This is a genomic window from Chloroflexota bacterium, from assembly GCA_014360805.1.
In the GTDB taxonomy this organism is placed as follows: Bacteria; Chloroflexota; Anaerolineae; order DTLA01; family DTLA01; genus DTLA01.
In genome coordinates, this window is sequence record JACIWU010000006.1 from 33,354 (window position 1) to 47,401 (window position 14,048).

At 66.6% G+C, this 14,048-nt stretch carries 11 protein-coding genes; 4 read left to right on the forward strand and 7 right to left on the reverse strand.

Features of this window, described 5'->3' with window-relative positions:
• Positions 1–357: 357 nt before the first annotated feature.
• Entirely contained in the window at positions 358–1,638 is a 1,281-nt protein-coding gene (locus H5T65_02000; protein ID MBC7258001.1) for an aspartate aminotransferase family protein, read from the forward strand.
• On the forward strand, positions 1,631–2,608 hold the full coding sequence (locus tag H5T65_02005; GenBank protein MBC7258002.1) for a hypothetical protein: 978 nt from the start codon (positions 1,631–1,633) through the stop codon (positions 2,606–2,608). Before H5T65_02000 ends, H5T65_02005 begins: the two co-directional genes overlap by 8 nt.
• A gap of 312 nt (positions 2,609–2,920) precedes the next feature.
• Here the strand turns inward: H5T65_02005 and H5T65_02010 are convergent, their stop codons facing one another.
• Entirely contained in the window at positions 2,921–4,540 is a 1,620-nt protein-coding gene (locus H5T65_02010) for a hypothetical protein (protein MBC7258003.1), read from the reverse strand.
• A gap of 350 nt (positions 4,541–4,890) precedes the next feature.
• On the opposite strand from H5T65_02010, the gene H5T65_02015 reads away from it, so the two are divergent.
• Together H5T65_02015 and H5T65_02020 are read left to right on the forward strand one after the other, a co-directional pair.
• Positions 4,891–5,919, forward strand: coding sequence for a DUF362 domain-containing protein (locus H5T65_02015; protein ID MBC7258004.1), 1,029 nt, complete (start codon positions 4,891–4,893; stop codon positions 5,917–5,919).
• Between the two features lie 126 nt (positions 5,920–6,045).
• A complete protein-coding gene (locus H5T65_02020) occupies positions 6,046–7,551 on the forward strand; it encodes a 4Fe-4S binding protein (protein ID MBC7258005.1) in 1,506 nt (501 codons plus the stop codon).
• Positions 7,552–7,733: 182 nt separating this feature from the next.
• Here H5T65_02020 and H5T65_02025 read toward each other — a convergent pair whose 3' ends face one another.
• From H5T65_02025 to H5T65_02050, 6 genes are all read right to left on the reverse strand, one after another.
• On the reverse strand, positions 7,734–8,912 hold the full coding sequence (locus H5T65_02025; GenBank protein ID MBC7258006.1) for an aminotransferase class I/II-fold pyridoxal phosphate-dependent enzyme: 1,179 nt from the start codon (positions 8,910–8,912) through the stop codon (positions 7,734–7,736).
• Between the two features lie 92 nt (positions 8,913–9,004).
• Entirely contained in the window at positions 9,005–10,387 is a 1,383-nt protein-coding gene (locus H5T65_02030; GenBank protein ID MBC7258007.1) for an amidohydrolase, read from the reverse strand.
• A gap of 155 nt (positions 10,388–10,542) precedes the next feature.
• Positions 10,543–11,019, reverse strand: a complete 477-nt coding sequence (locus H5T65_02035) for a DUF2721 domain-containing protein (GenBank protein MBC7258008.1) — start codon at positions 11,017–11,019, stop codon at positions 10,543–10,545.
• A gap of 166 nt (positions 11,020–11,185) precedes the next feature.
• Positions 11,186–11,722, reverse strand: a complete 537-nt coding sequence (locus H5T65_02040) for a PDZ domain-containing protein (GenBank protein MBC7258009.1) — start codon at positions 11,720–11,722, stop codon at positions 11,186–11,188.
• 96 nt (positions 11,723–11,818) lie between these two features.
• Positions 11,819–12,445: a hypothetical protein gene (locus tag H5T65_02045; GenBank protein ID MBC7258010.1), complete on the reverse strand. Its 627-nt coding sequence runs from the start codon at positions 12,443–12,445 to the stop codon at positions 11,819–11,821.
• Positions 12,435–13,409 carry an ROK family protein gene (locus H5T65_02050; protein MBC7258011.1) on the reverse strand — a complete coding sequence of 325 codons (975 nt, stop codon included), beginning with the start codon at positions 13,407–13,409 and terminating at the stop codon, positions 12,435–12,437. The genes H5T65_02045 and H5T65_02050 overlap by 11 nt, the downstream gene beginning before the upstream one ends.
• Positions 13,410–14,048 lie beyond the last annotated feature (639 nt).

Below are 14,048 nucleotides of genomic sequence, written 5' to 3' on the forward strand. Positions count from 1 at the left end.
CACAGGTTGGGAACGCTGGCAAGTACAGGCTGATTTGGATTCGGTTCCGTCTTTTGTTGGTGACCAAGGTGCGACGCACTTTCGGAAGTGCGTCGCACCTGTCCTATGGCGCGACCCACAGACTTTGGAACCGAATCTACAGGCTCTCACGATTTGACGGTGCCTGCGGGCGTTCGCTAGAATGGATTTAGCCGCCGACGGCACCTCGGCGGGCAAGGATGGGCGCCGAAACCATGCGCTTCAACGCGGAGCACACCGCGACCGCGGAGAATCCTCGTTTGTCCTCTTTGCGGTCTCCGCGCGGTCAGCGGTGAGAGGCATCTGTGGCTACTGTTCTTCAGCAAAGGAGGGAATGCCATGAGCCAAGATTCTCGGTTGGTGGGCGCGCGCACCAAAGAGGAAGTCCTGAACCTCTTCGCACGGCATGTATCCTCGGGCAAGGTCCGCTTCTTCCGCGACACCGGTATTGAGTTTGCCCTGGGCAGGCGCGAAGGGCCCTACCTTTGGGATCTGGCGGGCGAGAAGCGGCTGATTGACTGCCACTGCAACGGTGGCGTGTTCAACCTGGGCCACCGAAACCCCGAAATCATCGCGACCCTGGAGCGTAGCCTGCGTGAATTGGACATCGGCAACCATCACCTTATCAGCGAGCAGCGGGCGGTGCTGGCCGAGCGTCTGGCGCAGCTGGCCCCCGGCAATCTGGCGTATACGGTCTTCGCGGTGGGCGGCGGCGAGGCGGTGGATTTGGCCATCAAGGTGGCGCGCGGGTACACGCGGCGGCCCAACATCATCTCGGCCAAAGGCGGATACCACGGCCACACCGGCCTGGCCCTGGCCGCGGGCGACGAGAAGTACCGCGCACCCTTCGGCCCCATGCCGCCCGGATTCTATCAGGTCCCGTTCAACGACATCGCCGCCCTGGAGCAAGCGGTGAACGAGGAGACCGCCGCGGTCATTTTTGAGACGGTCCCCGCCACCTACGGTATGCCGATCGCCGACAAGGATTACTTCGCCCAGGTCCGCGCGTTGTGCGACCGGGCCGGCGCGCTGATGATCGTGGACGAGATCCAGGCGGGGCTGGGCCGCACGGGCAAACTCTGGGGCATCCAGCATTTCGGCGTGGAGCCGGACATCATGGTCATCGGCAAAGGGCTATCGGGCGGCATCTACCCCATCGCGGCGACGTGTTTCCGCGCAGAGTTGGAGGCCGTTTTCCATAAGGATCCGTTCATCCACATTTCCACCTTTGGCGGGGCCGAGGTGGGGTGCCCGGTGGCCCTCAAGGTGCTGGAGATCAGTTCCGCCCCCGCTTTCCTGCGCCATGTGGAGGAGATGGCCGGCATCTTCGCCGAGGGGTTCGCTCGGCTGAAGGAGAAGCATCCCGCCGTCTTGGTGCGGTTGCGCCAGTTGGGGATGATGATGGGGATAGAGATGGTCAACCCGTACTGCGGGCCGCTTTTCTCCAAGGCGGCCTACGAGGCCGGGCTGCTGTCGGTGTATGCCTACAACGACACGCGCGTTGCCCAGTTCCTGCCGCCTCTCACCATAGACCGCCCGCTGGCCGAGGAGATTCTCCAGCGGGTGGATGCGGCCCTTTCAGGTGTGGAAGCGTTCCTGCAAGGAGGCGCCCATGACTGACCTGGACATAGATTTGGAACTGCTCCGGGCTTTTGAAGCCGGCTTGGACCCGCGTCATCCGGAGCGCAGCGCCATACCCGCCAGGGTGCTGGGCTACGGTGAGATCAGCACCACCCTGGAGATCGGCACCGAGAGCCAGCGGCACGTGGCCTACAAGCGCCTGCCCATGTTCCGCACGGCGGAGGAGGCCGCCGCGTATCAGGCGCTCCACGACGACTACGTGAACACGCTTCGGGAGCGCATTGGCCTGCGGGTTGTGGCCGACAAGGCCGTGTCGTTCGTGGACCGGCGCAGCGGGCGCGTGGTGGTGTACATCGCGCAGCAGAAGTTGCCGCCCGACGCCATCGGCCACCGCGCGATGCAGATGCTCTCGCTGGATGACGTGCAGAGACTGGTTCAGGCCGTCTTGGCCGAGGCGAAGCGAGTGTTTGACTTCAACCGCCGGCACCAGGGCGAACTGGAGTTGGGCCTGGACATTCAGATATCCAACTGGGCCATCGCGGGGTTTGATCCCCGCCAGCCGCACCTGGGCGATCCGATTGAACTGATCTACTTTGACACCAGTTCGCCCATGATGCGGCGCGGCGGCGTGGAACAACTGAACCCCGAGATTTTCCTGCGAAGCGCGCCCTCGTTCCTGGTCTGGATTCTCCGCCTGCTGTTCCTGGAAGATGTGATGACCCGCTACTATGACTTCCGCAAGGTGGCCGTGGACCTGGTGGCGAATTTCTACAAGGAGCAGCGGGGTGAGTGGGTTCCGGCGGTAACCGACGCGGTCAACGGGTTCTTCGCGGCGTGGGATGGCGGGGGCACGATACGGCCGCTCACGGTGAAGGAGGTCAGCGCGTACTATCGGGAGGACGCGTTGATTTGGCGGCTGTACCTGGCGTTTCGCAAGGTGGACCGGGCGCTGCATCTGGCGCTGGGGCGCGAGTACCCGTACATCCTGCCGGCGAAAATCCGGCGATGATGCGGGCGGCACCCCCTTACCCTGGCCCGGCGCTCGTGGCCGTTTCCCCCTTCTCGCCCCGCGTGCGGGGAGAGAAGGGGGCTAGGGGGATGTGAGGGGTTCACCTCCGCGGATGTGCGGCCGTGCTTTTCGTGGCTTTCGCGCCCTTTCGTGTCCTTCGCGATCCGAATGCCCTCCGCGCAGGGTGGGTGCGCAGCAAATCCGTCGTTCTCCGCGTGCACGGTGGTGGAAATCCCAGGCACGCCGCGCGGGAGTTCACCGCGCATGTGCAACTCTCACCCTGGCGCTCTGGCGGCAGGAAAGGGGAGGGCGCTAGCCGGACGGCACGGCGAAGAACCAGTCAAAGTCCGCGTTGACGCCGGGATCGCTGAAGTCCATGTTGCCGTTCCAGCCCCCCAGCCCGACTCTGGGCGATGTCATCGTGTCGGCGATGAGCGAGCCGAAGTACGTCCAGTTCTGTCCGTTGGCGCTGATGTATCCCGTGTACTGACTGCCGCGGCGCACCAGCCGCAGGTACATGACCGGGTAGGGCGGCGCGGGCAACGTCGTCTCCTGGTAGTACGAGAAGTCGTGCCCGGGCTTACGCTTGGCCAGGACGAGCACCCGCGTCCCGTTCTCGTAGCGCACGGTCAGTTTCACGTAGTGGTTGGACTCCTGGTAGACCACCAGGCCCGCTTCGTGCTTGTTCCGCGCCGGCGTCCAGTCCAGTGCGGTGCGGATGTCAAAATTGGGCGTCGGGAACTGTTGTAGCAGGATGCTCCGCGCCGTGTCGTTGAAGTTGAGTTCGCCGATGTCGGTCTTGATGCGCAGGTAACCGGAGCGCTCGGTCAGGCTCCATTTGCTCATAGCCGGGCGCAGCCACTGCCAGCGCGTGTTGAGCACCGATGACGAGAAGTGATCGTACTTGTCAAACGGCTGGATGTTCAGACTGTAGGGCACGGTGTTGCTGGAGTCCCCATGCCCGTACACGTGGAACACGTAGTACCCCGACTGGTTGACCACGTACCAGCCCTCTTCGGCGCCGGTCCCCTCGTGGTCTATGGATGCCACCGACTCACCATCGGGGTTGAAGATTTCCAGACCCAAATCCAGCGTGGGGTGGTACAGCGTCAGCGTTACGAACTTGGTGTCGTCAATCCAGACGCCGTAGAAGTCCTCGTCGGTTGGCGTGCAGATGTACGCGTCGGCTAGGCTGATGGGCACGCCCAGGAAGCCCGCCGCCATGTCGTAGGTGTCGTTGGGTTCGTATGGATCGTTGCACGGCACCGGCGTGGGCGTGCGGGTGCGGGTTGGGGTGCGGGTGGGCGTGGCGCTGGGCGTGAGCGTGGCGGTGGGCGTGTGTTCGGGCGTGGGCGTGTAGGTCAGCGCCGTGAAGTCCAGGATGCGCACCGAGTAGCCGTAGTAGTGCCGCCATTGTACCTGCATCGGCAAGAACGTGTAGCCCTCTTTCTCCGGCCAGACAGTTACGGTCTCGTCGCCTGGGATGGGCTGGAAGGGCGACTGGTAGAAGCCGTTGGCGTCGGTCGTGGCGACGGGCGTGGGCTGGTAGGATGCGAAGCGGCGGTAGATGGTAACGCCGGGCAGGCCTGGGCCGGTTTCGTCATTCAGGCGCACGTACCCCTGGACGACCAGCCCGGGCGCCTGGGTGGGCGTGGCAGTGGGGGTGCGGGTGGGTGTGGCGCTCGCCGTGGTGGTAGGCGCGACCGTTGGGGTGCGGGTGGATGTGGGCGTCTGGGTCGGGGCGGTTGTGGGCATGCGAGTTGGGGTGCGGGTGGGCGTGGCGGTGGGGGCTACGCCGCGCTGGACGGCGACGCACGGGAGATACGCCCGCGGCGTTCGGGATGCGACTGCGGGGGTCGCTGCCCGAACGCTGACGGCCACCACACCGATGGCGACTGCCAGTATTCCGATGATGACTGCGCGCTGTCTCACGACGATCCCTCCTCACCCAGCGGCCAACGCAGGCCGCGCGTCCACGGTCTTACCCCATTCTAGTGGACATTAGGGATCGGGGGCAATGGGAAAAAAGGCCTGTCGTGAGGGGCAAAACCCGACCGAATTTGGCCGCTTTTGCGCGTGCGGGTATAATGGCTGTGGGATGTATTGCGGAGAATGGGCACAGGTGCGACACGCTTCCGAAAGCGCATCGCGCCTTGGTCGCCAACACAAGACGGAGCCGAATCCGCGAGGGCTTGTTTGCACTCGCGCGCTTCGCCGACATCGGTACTGACCGCTGACGGCTGCGCGGCCAGCCGTCGGCAAGGCCAAAGGAGAACATGGACATGAACGAAATAGATCGGCGCGAATTCATCCGCCGGATGATCCTGCTGGCGTTGGGCGCGACGGCGGCATCGTCGGGGCTGGCGCGGTGCGGTTCCCCGTCCGTGCCGACGGCCGCGCCCACCATCCCGCCGCTGGCAACCGCCACCCCCATGTCCACGCTGCCAGCGGCCACAGCGGCAGGCCCTACGCCGACGGGGCAGCCCCCTGCGCCCGCTACGGGCGACGCCTACCTGGCCGTGGCGCGCGGCGACAGCCCCACGGCCCTGGTGCAGGCGGCCATCCGCGCCATCGGCGGCATTGAGCGCTTCGTGAAGCCGGGCGCCGATGTCATCATCAAGCCCAACATCTGCGTGGCCTATCACGGGCCGGAGTACGCGGCCACTACCAACCCTGAAGTCGTGGGCGCGCTGGTGGCGCTGTGCCTGGGCGCGGGAGCCAGGCGCGTGCGCGTGATGGACAACCCCTTCGGCGGCAGCCCCGAAGCCGCCTATGCCCGCAGTGGCGTCGCCGACGCGGTGAAAGCCGCCGGCGGCCAGATGGAAATCATGTCCGAGATGAAGTACGCGACCGCCCCCATCCCGCAGGGCAAAGACCTGAAGCAAATCCGTATCTACCGCGACGCGCTGGATGCCGACGTGTTCATCAACGTGCCCATCGCCAAGGATCACGGCCTGGCGCGGCTGACGCTGGGGATGAAGAATCTTCTCGGCGTCATCTGGGACCGCCCCGCCATGCACCGCAACATGGGCCAGCGCATCGCCGAACTGACGAGCCTGGTGCGCCCCACGCTGACGGTTGTGGACGCCGTGCGCATCCTCATGGCCAACGGCCCCACGGGTGGCAACCTGGCCGACGTGAAGCAGACCAACACGATCATCGCCAGCGCCGACATCGTTGCCGCCGACGCCTACGCCACGTCGCTGTTCGGGCTGACGCCGACGGACGTGTCGTACATCCCCGCCGCCGCGAAGATGGGCCTGGGGACGATGGACCTGGCGGGCGTGAGGGTGGAAGAAATCGGCGTATAGCGACCAGCCATCAGCGATCAGCAATCAGCCACCAGCCCCTGGCAGCAAACTGCGTGCTGACCGCTGACCTGCTGATGGCTAACGGCCAATGGCTAACGGCTGACCGCCACTGGTTTGGAGAGTGCGATGACCGCAAAGACTTGGCGACGCGCGCGGCAAGCGGTGCAGATTCTGGCGGCGGTTCTGTTCGTGTACCTGCTCCTGGGCACGCGGCAGGGCCTGCCGACCTTCCTGCCCCACGACCTGTTCTTCCGCCTGGACCCGCTGGTGGGCGTTGCGGCGATGCTGGCTGGCAGGCGCTGGATCGCGGCGTTGGCGCTGGGGTTGGCGACCCTCGCGCTGGCGGTGCTGGCCGGGCGGGCCTGGTGCGGGTGGCTGTGCCCCCTCGGAGCGGCGCTGGACTGGACGCGGCCGCGCCTGTCCCGCGAGGGCGACCCCCGCGGCAACTGGCGTAGCGCCAAGCATGGCCTGCTGCTGGTCATCCTGTTCGCCGCGCTCCTGGGCAACCTCACCCTGCTGGTGCTGGACCCGCTCACGATTCTGTTCCGCACGATGGCCGCGGCGGTCTTGCCCGCCGTCAATGCGCTGCTCACGGCGGCGGAATCGGCGCTATATGCCATCGGGCCTTTACAGAGACCGCTGGAGTGGGTGGACCGCGTGCTGCGGGGCGCGGGCTTGGTGGGCGGGGAGCCGGCGTTCCAGCAGGGCGTTGTGCTGGCGCTGGTGTTCGCGGGCGTCCTGGCGCTGAATGCGGTTCGCCCGCGCTTCTGGTGCCGCTACCTGTGCCCGCTGGGGGCGCTGCTGGGTCTCGTGTCCAAGGTCTCGTTCCTGCGACACCATGCGGATGCCGACGCCTGCGTGGCCTGCGGCAAGTGCGCCCGCGCCTGTCCCACCGGCACGGTGGACCCCGCGCGCGGCTACGCGGCCGACCCGTCCGAATGCACGTTGTGCCTGGACTGCGCGGCGGTCTGCCCGACGAATGCCGTGGCGTTCCGATGGCATCTTGTTCCGGCGGGCTGGCGCGAGTATGACCCGTCGCGACGGCAGGCGCTCCTGTCGCTGGGCGTGGCGGTGGCGGGCGTGGGCCTGTTGCGCGCCGCGCCTGCTGCCAGGCGAGACCATCCGCGCCTCATCCGTCCACCTGGGGCGCGCGAGAACGGCCTGCTGGACAAGTGCATCCGCTGCGGCGAGTGCATGAAGGTCTGCCCCACGTCGGGCCTGCAGCCGAGCCTGGACGTGGCCGGGCTGGAGGGGCTGTGGACGCCAGTGCTGGTGCCGCGCCTGGGCTACTGCGACTACTCGTGCCATTCGTGCGGCCAGGCCTGCCCCACGGGCGCCATCCCGCCCCTGTCGCTGGACGACAAGCGGCGGGCGGTCATCGGCGTGGCCTACATTGACGAGAACCGCTGCATCCCCTGGGCCGATGGCGCGGACTGCATCGTGTGCGAGGAGATGTGCCCCGTGCCCGACAAGGCCATCCAACTGGACGTGCAGACGGTGGCACGGCCCGACGGCACGGTGGCCGAGGTACGCCGCCCGCGGGTGATCCGCGAGCGGTGCATCGGGTGTGGCATCTGCGAGTACAAGTGCCCGCTCAACGGCGAGGCGGCGATACGGGTGTACGCGCCGTAGGGCATTTGGGCATTCACGAATACAGCGGATTGGGCGAAGGGAAACGGAATTCGCGAAATGCGGGGCAGCGCGCGGGCCACACACCTCACCCCCGGCCTTCGGCCTCCCCCTCTCCGCCAGCGGAGAGGGGGAACGAGGGGGTGAGGTCGGCATCATCGCACGGGGCGGCGCGGCGCACCGCCCTAGATGATCCCCATCTCCTTGCCGACTTTCGCGAAGATGTCCAGCACGCGGTCCATCTGCTCGTCGGTGTGGGTGGCCATGTAACTGGTGCGCAGCAGGGCCATGCCGGGCGGGACCGCCGGCGAGATGACCGGGTTGGTGTAAACGCCCGCCGCGAACAGTGCCTTCCACGTCATGAACGTTTTCATGTCGTCGCCGATGATGATGGGGATGATGGGCGTCTGGGTGTCGCCGACGTTGAACCCCAGCGCCTTGTACCCCTTGCGCATCTTCTCGGCGATGGCCATGAGGCGCTGGCGGCGTTCCGGCTCGGTCTGCATGATTTCCAGCGCCGCCATGGCCGCCGCGGCGTTGGCCGCCGGGATGCTGGCGCTGAAGATGAGCGACCGCGCCGTGTGCTTGATGTAGTCAATGACCGTGGCCTTGCCCGCGATGAACCCGCCCAGCGAGGCAAACGACTTGCTGAACGTCCCCATGATTAGGTCGGCGTCGTCGTCCATGCCGAAGTGAGCCGCCGTGCCGCGCCCCTCGCCCAGGACGCCGACGGAGTGCGCGTCGTCCACCATCAGGCGCGCCCCGTACTTCTTGCAGATGGGGACGATCTCCGGCAGCGGCGCGATGTCGCCCCCCATGCTGAAGACGCCGTCCACAACCACCAACGTGCCCGCGTCCTCGGGCAGCGACGCCAGCACCCGCTCCAGGTCGGCCATGTCGTTGTGGCGGAAGCGCTTCATCTCGCCGAACGCCAGTTTGCACCCGTCCACGATGCTGGCGTGGTCGTCGCGGTCGGTGATGACGAAGTCGCCCCGCCCCACCAGCGCCGAAATCGTGCCCACGTTGGTCTGATAGCCGGTGCTGAAGACCAGCGCTGCCTCCTTGCGCATGAAGGCCGCCAGCCGCCGCTCCAACTCCTCGTGGAGTTCCAGCGTGCCGTTGAGGAAGCGCGACCCCGTGCACGACGTGCCGTAGCGCCGGATGGCGTCCAGCGCCGCCTCGCGCACCTTGGGGTGCGTCGTCAGACCCAGGTAGTTGTTGGAGCCGATCATGATAAGCCGGTGGCCGTTGATGACCACCTCCGTCCCCTCGGTGTCCTGCAGTGGAATGAAGTACGGATAATACCCTGCCTTTCGTGCGTCGGCTGCCTGCGTAAAGGCTTCACACTTTGCGAAGATGTCCATATTTCTCCCCCAATACGGTCTATCTCGGAGCGTACTCCGCTCACTCCCGAAAACCCGCCCGCGCCCCAACGGTTACGGCGGTGAGGCGCGGCTCATTCCACGGGCCAGCGGGGCCTCACCTGCACGCCTGCGCGCGCGTAGAGCGCCTGGGCCCGCGCCCGCGCCGTGCGCATCACCCGCTCCTCGTCCAGCGTGAGCACGCGCCCGTCGCGCACCACCGCCTTGCCGTCAATGACCACCAGCCGCACATCGGCGCCCGTCGCGCAGTGCACGACCGTGGACACGGGATTCGGCGACGGCGTGAGGTGCGGCTTGTTCATGTCCACCACCACGAAATCTGCCTTCTTGCCCACTTCCAGCGAGCCGATTTCGTCCTCCCAGCCCAGCGCCCTGGCCCCATTGATGGTGGCCATCTCCAGCGCGGTCTCGGCGGGCACGGTCTGCGGATCCAGCAGCCGCGCCTTCTGGAGATAGCACACCCAGCGCAGGTCGCGCAGCAGGTCGTAGGTGTTGTTGCTTGGCCCGCCGTCGCACCCGACGGTAACGTTCACGCCTGCCTCCACCATCTCGGCGATGCGGGCAAACCCCGACGCGAGTTTGGAGTTGGACGCGGGGTTGTGGGTAACGTGGGTGCCCGTCTCGGCCAGCAGGCGAATCTCGTCGTCGTCCACCCAGATGACGTGGGCCAGCACGCGGCGCGGCCCCAGCAGGCCCACATCCTGGGCGAACTCCACGGGCCTGCGCCCGTAGGTGCCCAGCAGGAATTCGCGGTCGGCGCGCACCTCGGCCAGGTGCACCGTGATGCCCATGCCGCGCTCGTCGGCCAGGCGCGCGATCTCGCGGTACAGGTCCGGACTTACGCCGCCCGGCGTCCTGGGGCCGAACCACACTTGCACGCGGCCGTCGCCCGCGCCGTTCCATCGGTCAAAGGCGTCCAGCGCCTGGCGCAGGCTCACGTCGCGGTCCTCGCGCATCCCTGGGTACATCCAGTCGTCCTTGGAGGCGTAGGTGGCCGTATCCATGACGATCTTGGACAGGACGCCGCGCATGCCCGACTGGACGAGCGCCTCGGCGATGCCGTCCAGGCCGTAGCGCCCGGCGAGCATGCATTCCAGGAACGCGGTCGTGCCCGACTTGAGCATCTCCACCATGCAGAGTTCGGCGCTGGCGCGGCCATCGGCTTCGTCGTAGTTGCCCTGGAGCACCCAGACGCGCTTGCCCAGCCACTCTATGAGTTCCAGGTCGTCGGCGCAGCCGCGGATCATGGCCTGGGCCAGGTGCACGTGGGTATCCACCAGGCCGGGCAACACCACGTCTCCGCGCAGGTCTTCGCGGGGCTCGTCGGGGAAGGCCTGGGCCAACTCGTAGGACTTGCCCACCGCGGCGATGCGCCCGTCCCGCACCAGGATGGCGCCGTCCTCCAGAATGCGGCGGGCCTTGTCCACCGTGATCAGCGTGCCGTGTTCAAAAATCATGGTGCTCCCTCCATTGGGTATGCGGACGGCAAACGATGTGGGCATTGTAGGCAAAGCGCACCCGAGGGTCAAATCGGCGAGGGTATGGGAGCGCGCAAGGCGCGAGGGGAGCCGTTCCGCGCCTGTCATCCTGGTCGGATCGCGGGGGGGCGGCGCTACAACTTCATGATCTCCTCAACCTCAAGGGTTACCGCGCGGGCCGAAATCGCGATTTCCCTCGCCGCCAGCACCATGCCCCCCAGCACCAGCGCCATCCCCGCCAGGAACGCCACCAGCGCCGCCGCGTTCAGGACTCCTGTCGCCCAGAACAGGCTTGCGGCGATGATGAATGCGTCCACCACGAAGACGATGACCGCCGCGAACAGGCTGTACACGGCGTTGCGCTGAATCCGAACGCGGAGCACCAGGTCGGGCATTTGGCGCTCAATGGCTGCGAGCCTCACGTCGGCCACCGGCTCACCGAGCTTGGGCAGGAGGTCCAGCCGCTCGCGGGCCAGCGCCCGCATGCGGTCGTTGATGCGCCCGTAGCGGTTCTGCATGCCCAGCAGCAAAAGCCCGCACGCCGAAATCATCACAGCCGGGGCCAGGATCGTCTGAATGGCCCGCGCCGACTCCTCAATGGGGAATTGCATCTTCGTCCCTCCGTTCTATCTCATCGCCGGTCTGTGCCGACTCCCCGCCTGCGGGGCGGGCAAAATCGCAAGGGCGAACGCAAGGTTCGCCCTTGCGCCGCCTGTAGCTCACCAGGCCCCCAGCACCAGCACTCCTTCGCGCCACGATGGGATTCGCGGATGCGGCCTACCGCGGGGTGGACAGGGGGCGAAACGCCGACGTATACGTTACGCCCAGATAGGGCCGCTGAGGGTCGTCGGGGTGCTGGCCCAGGGTAACCTCCACGGTCCTCTCCTCGCCGTCGCGGCGATAGGTGATGCGAACCTCGTCGCCGGGTTTGTACTTGCGGACGATGTCGGCCAGGTCGGTGGCCAGGGTTACGCGCTCGTCGTTGACGGCCACGATGATGTCGCCGGCGCGCAGGCCCGCCTTATCGGCGGGGGTGCCGGGCGTTACCGCGGTCAGCAGCGCGCCGAACCCGGGGATCTCCACCCGCGGCGGGGTGAAGGGCGTGCGCTCGGGCGTTGGCGTCGGGGCCACGCCTTGCTGCGGCAGTCGCTGGCTCAGGGTGCTCCACTCGTCCCGCGCCACCGTCCGCGCCTGTTCTCGTCCCACGAAATATCCGGCCACGCCGCCCGCGACGGCGCCAAGGATCAGGCTCAGCAGGACGCCCGCAACCGCGATGATCCCAACAATCACGTAGATTTTGGTTTTATCGCTCATACGTCCCTCCGCTTTTCCTGTGGATTGTCGCCAATGCAGGAAAAGTATAACACAGGAACGTTAAAAACAGGTTAGAGCGGGGCGGGGCCTGGGGTTCTACGGCAGCAGTCGCGGCCCCAGCGCCTGGAGGAACAACGCCGGATGACGGGTGCGGATGCCGTCCGCGCCTTTCTCTATCCACTCGTGGATTTCCTCGCGGGTGTCCAGCACGCCGACGTACACGCGGACGCGCTTGTCCCACGAGAGGAGCATGACTTCCTCGTCGGCGACCTTCGGCCCGCAGACCAGAGCGTCCACCACCAGGCGCTGGATGAAGTCCTTGGCGGTTTCGGGGTCCTCGGTCTCCAGCGCGATAGCGATGCGGTGATCCGACAGCGCCGTTACCTGCATAACCCCGACGTGCCGCGCGATGAAGGTGAAGCGGGGACTCAGGTTGGTTTCAACGCCCAGGTTGATGATGGGCATGGCGGCCAGGCTGTCGGGGACGTGGATGTGGATGCCCAGGTGGGGCGGCAGAATCTGCAGGAGGCGCGCCAGGGGCACCGGGCCCTGCCGCGTTACGATGGCCAGGTCTTTGGTGGTGGGCTGAACCAGGGAGCATTCCACGGCGTCCACGTGCTCGGCGATGCCGTCGTTGGCGCCGCCGAGTTCCAGCCAGGGCGCGTAGGCGTGGAGCAGCGCGATGCAGGCGATGTCGTCGGGCGCGCGGCGTTTAGTGTGCATAGCGTGCGGCCTCCGAGAATGCCAGGGCGGCAGCCCCCAGGAGGCCCGCGTCGTCTCCCAGGGCGGCGGGGACGATGTCCACGCCCTTGCGGAAGGCCAGGGGGGCGCGCGCGTCCACCGTCTGGCGGATGGGGCCGAACAGGAGGTCGCCGGCGAAACTCACGCCGCCGCCGATGACCACGCGGCCGGGGTTCAGGATGTGCAGGAGATTCACGATGCCGACGCCGATGTAGAAACCCGCCTGGGCCAGGAGTTCCACGGCCAGCGCGTCGCCTGCCTTGGCCGCGTCGGTTACGATGTGGGCGGTGATGGCCTCCGGGTCGCGGCCCGGCGTCAGGTCCAGGATGCGGGTGGGGCGGCCCTCGGCGATGGCGGCGCGGGCGTTGCGGGCGATGGCCGGGCCTGCGGCCAGCGCCTCCAGGCAGCCGATGTTGCCGCAGTTGCAGCGGGGGCCGTGGGCTTCCAGCGTCATGTGGCCGATCTCGCCGGCGTAGCCGTTCTCGCCCCAGTAGAGTTGGTTCTCTATGATGATGCCGCCGCCGATGCCGGTGCTGATGGTGAGATACACCAGGTTGGCGAAGCCGCGCCCCGCGCCGTAGCGGTGCTCGCCGACGGCGGCGGCGTTGGCGTCGTTTTCCACGATGGTGGGCAGGCTGGTGGCCCGGGCGATGCGGTCGCGCAAGGGGTACATCTCAAAGCCGGGGAGGTTGGGGCATTCAATGATGATGCCCGTGCGCGGCTGGAGTGGGCCGGGCGCGCCGATGCCGATGGCTTGCACGCGGCACGTTGGGTTCTGCTGGATGGCCTCGCCGATGAGTTGAATCATGCGGGCGACAACGTGCTCCGCGCCCAGGTGGGCTTCGGTTGCCGTCTTGGCGCGGAACAGGATGCGGCCATCGGCGGTGCAGACGGCGGTGCGGAGGTGCGTTCCCCCCAGGTCCACGGCGATCACGGCGGATTCCATGCGTTTCTCCCAAGTTGCTTTGTTGGGTGAAGTATACCACGGGGGCGGGGGTGGGTCAACCGAGTTGTTGCGGTGGTTCGGTTCCGTCTGATGTTGGCGACCAAGGCGCGACGCACTTCCGGAGGTGAGTCGCACCTTGGGAACCTGCCCCCTGCCTCTGGCGGCTATGGGAAGCCGCCCTACGTGTCTACATTTATTCTCCATTCGTGTGGATTCATGTTATTCGTGGATAGTCCACGCCCCCTTCTTCTGGTACGGAAATTGCACAAAACGGGTGGGAGTCGTGCACCTTCCGACGGCGGGGGCACGTTGCCGTGGCACTGCGCCCCGATCCTGGCCTTTCCTGGCGGGCGATTGGCCGGGCAAGTTGACAAGGTTATTGACAAGTGCTAGAAAAAGGTTGTATAATACATAATGTAACGAGGAGTCTGATGCTCTGGGGCCTTGTCGCACCATGCGGCTGGGCCGGCTGCCTTTCGGCGCGAGAGAGGCGGTTGGCGCATGGGCGAGAAGGTGGCACCCCGCCGCTTGTTTCCACAAAAACGATAACAACCGAAGAAAGCGCCGAGGCACGAAGGCGCGAGTTCGTGCATGGGCGGGAAGTCCGGCGGAAAGCGCTGCGGCTTCGTTTTGCCCTAT